Origin of the sequence: Streptomyces sp. CLV115 (assembly GCF_038448545.1) — a bacterium.
Classification (GTDB): domain Bacteria; phylum Actinomycetota; class Actinomycetes; order Streptomycetales; family Streptomycetaceae; genus Streptomyces; species Streptomyces sanglieri.
Window position 1 is genome coordinate 1 of record NZ_JBCEWQ010000317.1, and the last position, 3,054, is coordinate 3,054.

Genomic DNA, 3,054 nt, shown 5'->3' on the forward strand with positions numbered 1-3,054 from the left:
GGGTGCGGGTGGCGCGGAGGGCGGGGTGGACGTCCGGCCGGGAGGGCCGGGTGCGGCCCGTCGTTCCCCCGAGACGCCGGTGGGGCAGGCGCTGGTGGGGTACATGCCGGTGGGATACAGGAGCACATGCCCGGCGAGCACCGCCAGCTCCAGTGCGGTGGCCTTCAGCAGTGCGGACGGCAGCAGTGCGGACGGCAGCAGTGCGGACGGCAGTAGGGCGGACGGCAGCAGTGCGGCAGGGCGCGGGCAGGGCAGGCGCAGCAGCGGGGGAAGAAAAGGCAGGTCCTTCATGGCCGACCTCCTGCTCCGGCAGGCGGGGGAGGCGGCTCCGGCCCCGGATGCCCTCTCATGGGGTGCCGTCACGGAGGCGCGGCCGGCCCCTCGGCCGGATGGCCCGTACCACCGTGCCGCGCGGCTGGCGGCGCGGTGGTACGGCGACCTCGTAGCGGCTCCCCTGGCGGCCGGTCCCGCACGGCAGGTGTGCCGCGTGATTACGGGAACGTCGCCCGGTGAACATGTCCCACGTGTGATTTCCCCCTCCCCGTCCACCGCGAAACGACGGCTTGCGGGATGCTGTAGATAACGTTCGTTCACATCCCCGGCCCTTCAGGCGCGGGAGAGGCATGTGGAGGCAGTGATGGGTGTGACCGGTCCGATCCGTGTGGTGGTGGCGAAGCCGGGCCTGGACGGCCATGATCGCGGGGCCAAGGTGATCGCCAGGGCACTGCGTGACGCGGGCATGGAGGTCATCTACACCGGGCTCCACCAGACGCCCGAGCAGATCGTGGACACCGCGATCCAGGAGGACGCCGACGCGATCGGCCTCTCGATCCTCTCCGGTGCGCACAACACGCTCTTCGCCAAGGTGATCGAGCTGCTGAAGGAGCGCGAGGCGGAAGACATCAAGGTCTTCGGCGGCGGCATCATCCCGGAGGCGGACATCGCGCCGCTGAAGGACCAGGGCGTCGCGGAGATCTTCACCCCCGGCGCCACGACGACAGCGATCGTCGACTGGGTCAACGCGAACGTCCGCCATCCCGCGGAGGCCTGACCCGCGCCGGCCGGACCCTGTCCCGTCCTGCCCGTGCCGTCCCGCCGGGAGGGACGGGGCACTGTCCTGGCGTGCAGTGCCCTGTTCTGTCCTGCCCTGTTCCGTGCTGCTCCGTCCCGGCCCGTCCGTGGTCGGCTTCGTGTCCGCCGTCGGTCCCGTCAGGGTCCTGTCAGGCTGCCGGGGTCAGCTCCGAGTCCATCGCCGCGCGCAGCCGCAACGTGGAGACCAGCCGCTGGAAGGCCTCCGACCAGTAGCCGTTCGCACCCGGTGAGGCGTCCTCCGGTTCGTCCGGGGTGGTGGTGAGGACCTCCAGGTGGTCCGCCTCGGCAGGATTCAGACAGCGCTCGGCGAGGCCCATCACGCCGCTGAAGCTCCAGGGGTAGCTGCCCGCGTCCCGGGCGATGTCCAGGGCGTCGACGACCGCGCGGCCCAGCGGCCCGGCCCAGGGGGTCGGGCAGACCCCGAGGAGCTGGAAGGCTTCCGACAGCCCGTGCGCGGCTATGAAGTCGGCCACCCACCCGGCCCGTTCGGCCGACGGGAGTATGCCGAGGAGCTTCGAGCGTTCGGCGAGCGATGCCGTACCCGGGCCGTTCGACGGAGGCAGGGAGGGGGTGCCGAGCAGCGCGCGGGCCCACTCGGGGTCACGCTGCCGCACCGTCGCCCGGCACCATGCCGCGTGCAGCTCCTCGGCCCAGCCGTCCGCGACCGGAAGGCCGACGATCTCCTGTGCGGAGCGGCCGCCGAACCGGGCCGGCCAGGTCGCGAGCGGCGCCGCCTCCACCAACTGGCCGAGCCACCAGGACCGTTCCCCCCGCCCCGACGGCGGCGCCGCCGCCACTCCGTCCCGCTCCATCGCGGCATCGCATTCGTGCGGTGCCTCCACGGCGATCGAGGCTTCGTCGCCGGTGAGGTCCGGGCTCACGCAGGACAGCGCGCGGGACGCCATCCGGGCGGCGAGCGCCGACTCCGGCAGCGCGGAGAGCAGTTCGGCCGCGGTCGAGCGGACGTTGCGGCTGCGGTCGGAGAGCGCCTGTTCCAGGAAGGGTTCGTCCACCGGGGAAAGCCCGGTGCGCAGCGAGTCGAGGAACATCAGCCGGTCCTCGGCCCGCTCGGTGGGCCAGGTGGTCGCGAGCAGCGCGAGCGCCGCCACGGGATCGTGGGCCCGAACCGCGCCGAGCAGGGCGACCCGCTCGGCGAACAACCCCTCCTCCCACAGCAGGTTGACCGCTGCCGGCTCCGTAGGGTCGGGCAGCGACGAGCCGCCGGACGAACCGCGCAGCGCGAACTTCCACTCGGGGTTCAGCCCCGCCAGCCACAATCCGCGCGGCCCGGCGAAGGCCAGGGCCTGCGGCCGCAGATCCGTCCGGGCCCTGGCCGCGTCGAGCAGGGCGGGCAACAGCGCGGCCGGGGCCCGGAAGCCCTGCTGGTTCGCGGTGGCCAGCCACTGCGGGATCAGCTCCGTGAGATCGGGCGCCGTGCCCCGACGGCCGCCCGAACCGGCCGATGCCGACCGGTCCGCCAGCAGTTGGGCGAGCCTGCGCCGCGCGGCCGGGGGCAGCGGCGGCCGTTGGTCGACGGGCGCCGGTTCGGGCCGGGTGGCGGGCGCGGCGGGCCGGAGCCCCGCCCTGCGCCGTACGGTGTGGAGCGCCGCCGCGTCCAGCAGCCCGGCGGCGCCGTCTCTCGCCGTCGGGCGGCGGTCGGTGCCGAGCAGCGCCGTGGTGACGAGCTCCTCCCACGGCGCGGGTGTGATGGTGCGAGGCATCGTTCCCCCTTGCATGAGTCCCCCTTGCACGAGTCCCCTTCGGGCTTCGGGCCAACGTCAGATGAGCGGCACGATCCCGGACGCCGCATCGGTCCGCCCGGAGCCGGTGCCGCTCCGGGCTGCGGCTCCGGCTGGGGCGAAGCCCCTGGTGTCCGTTGCGGCTGTGGTCCCGGCTCCGGTCCCGGTTGCGGTGACGTGTTCGGCGTCGGCCCCCGTCCCGCCCCCGCCCGCGGCCCGGGAG

At 74.1% G+C, this 3,054-nt stretch carries 3 protein-coding genes and 1 pseudogene; 1 reads left to right on the forward strand and 3 read right to left on the reverse strand.

The annotated features are described in order from the left end of the window. A pseudogene (locus AADR41_RS41745) lies at positions 1–291 on the reverse strand (lipase); the annotation flags it as partial. 346 nt (positions 292–637) lie between these two features. On the opposite strand from AADR41_RS41745, the gene AADR41_RS41750 reads away from it, so the two are divergent. Beyond that, on the forward strand, positions 638–1,051 hold the full coding sequence (locus tag AADR41_RS41750; RefSeq protein WP_342287672.1) for a cobalamin B12-binding domain-containing protein: 414 nt from the start codon (positions 638–640) through the stop codon (positions 1,049–1,051). Between the two features lie 169 nt (positions 1,052–1,220). Here the strand turns inward: AADR41_RS41750 and AADR41_RS41755 are convergent, their stop codons facing one another. Both AADR41_RS41755 and AADR41_RS41760 read right to left on the reverse strand, forming a co-directional pair. Continuing rightward, on the reverse strand, positions 1,221–2,813 hold the full coding sequence (locus AADR41_RS41755; protein ID WP_342287673.1) for a DUF5691 domain-containing protein: 1,593 nt from the start codon (positions 2,811–2,813) through the stop codon (positions 1,221–1,223). A 57-nt stretch (positions 2,814–2,870) separates the two neighbouring features. Further along, the coding region (locus tag AADR41_RS41760) for a hypothetical protein (RefSeq protein WP_446751211.1) at positions 2,871–3,054 on the reverse strand (184 nt) is incomplete at its 5' end.